The 1,693-nt window shown below is 71.1% G+C and carries 2 protein-coding genes and 1 pseudogene; all 3 read left to right on the top strand.

Going from position 1 to position 1,693, the window contains the following annotated elements:
- A pseudogene (locus tag AC1DYI_RS34785) lies at positions 1-305 on the top strand (CAF17-like 4Fe-4S cluster assembly/insertion protein YgfZ); the annotation flags it as partial.
- Between the two features lie 42 nt (positions 306-347).
- Positions 348-707, top strand: a complete 360-nt coding sequence (locus AC1DYI_RS34780; protein ID WP_477208658.1) for a DUF4936 family protein — start codon at positions 348-350, stop codon at positions 705-707.
- A complete protein-coding gene (locus AC1DYI_RS34775) occupies positions 698-1,657 on the top strand; it encodes an NRDE family protein (RefSeq protein WP_477208657.1) in 960 nt (319 codons plus the stop codon). The genes AC1DYI_RS34780 and AC1DYI_RS34775 overlap by 10 nt, the downstream gene beginning before the upstream one ends.
- Positions 1,658-1,693: the final 36 nt, after the last annotated feature.

Below are 1,693 nucleotides of genomic sequence, written 5' to 3'. Positions count from 1 at the left end.
GCCAGGAGGTGGTGGCCCGCAGCCAGTACCGCGGCACGCTGAAGCGCCGCGCGATGCTGTTGGCGTTGCCGGCCAGCGAGCCAGCCATGGCCGCCGGGCAAGAGGTCTTTCACGACACCGACCCCGGCCAGCCCGCCGGGCTGGTGGCGTTGGCGGGCCACAGCCCCGATGGCGCGCAACTGGGTCTGGTCGAGGTCAAGCTGGCGCTGGCGCAAGGGCCCGGAGCGTTCCACCTCGGCGCGGCCGACGGCCCGGCGCTGGCATTGCAGCCACTGCCCTACCCCTTGCCGGTCGACCAGGGCTGAGCGACAGTCGGCGGCGAGCAAAAGCGCGGCCGGCTGCGAACGATGTCTCACCTGTCCGCTTCGCACCCGCTTGGCAGCCCCGCCGAGCGTTGGTGGTTCATCTACTATCGAGTGCACCTCGACGACCTGGCCACTGCGGTGGCCGCGGCGCGCGAGGGCCAGCGCGCGCTGTGCGACGCCCATCCCGGGCTCGCCGCCTCGCTGATGCAGCGGCCGTCTTCGTCCGCATCGCCCGATAGCCCCCCGCAGATGACCTTGCTCGAAACCTACCGCGCCGCGCTGGACTGGCCCGCCGACCAGGCGGCAGCCCTGCCGGCGGCGATCGAACACACGCTCGGCGCCGCGCTGGCGCCGTGGCTGCAAGGCCCGCGCCACCTTGAAGTGTTCGAACCATGTGCCTAGCCGCCCTGGCCCTGGACGCCAGCCGCCGCTTCCCACTGGTGGTGGCCGCCAATCGAGACGAATTCTTCAACCGCCCGGCCGCGCGCCTGGGCTGGTGGACGCCTGACGGTGGCACCCAGCCCATCCTTGGCGGACGCGACCTCGCCGGCGGCGGCACCTGGATGGGCCTGACCGCCCAGGGCCGCTTTGCGCTGGTGACCAACGTCCGCCGGCCTGGTGGCCCCGCGGTCAGCGACGGCCCGTCGCGCGGCCTGATCGTGCCGGCCTGGCTGGAAGGCCAGCAGACCTCGGACCGTTTCTGGCCACGCATGGCCTTGTCGGGCTACGCACCGTTCAACCTGATCGCCGCCGACTTCAACCGTGGCGAATGCTTCTGGGCCAGCAACCAGGAAGCCAGCGGCCGCCGCATCGAGCGCGGCATCACCGTGATCAGCAACGCGGCCGACATCGATGCGCCGTGGCCCAAGGTGCAGCAGCTGAAGCACCGCATCGAGGACGCGCTGGACGAGTTGGAAGACGAGGCCAGCGTCGATGCCTTGGCCGGGCAGCTGTTTGCGATGCTGGCCGACCGCGCGCCGGCCGACGACGAGCATCTGCCCTACACCGGGCTGGACCGGGAACGCGAACGGCAGCTGTCTTCTGCCTTCATCCGCACGCCCGATGGCGTCTACGGCACGCGCTGCTCGACGCTGATCATCACCGAGCGCGCCGCCAAGCACCTGACCACCCACGTCTTCGAGCGCACCTTCACCGGCGGCCCCGGGTTGGCGCTGCTGCGCCGCTCGTCGCTGAAAGACTGGCCGCCGAAATACCGGCCCGAAGACAACGCGGAACCCACCACGTCCGGCGCCGCTCACTGGGGTCCTGTCGACGACAGCGAGCTGGCCGAAGTGCCTCTGGAGCCGCCGAAGAAGCGCCGCGTGCGCAGCCTGATCCGGCCGCTGCGCTGAACCGCTGGTCGCTATAGCGACCGGACCATCTCGACG

It is taken from the genome of Ideonella sp. P3_A4, assembly GCF_056403075.1.
The sequence above is the reverse complement of the archived record's forward strand: the minus strand, read 5'-3'. Positions and strand labels throughout refer to the sequence as shown.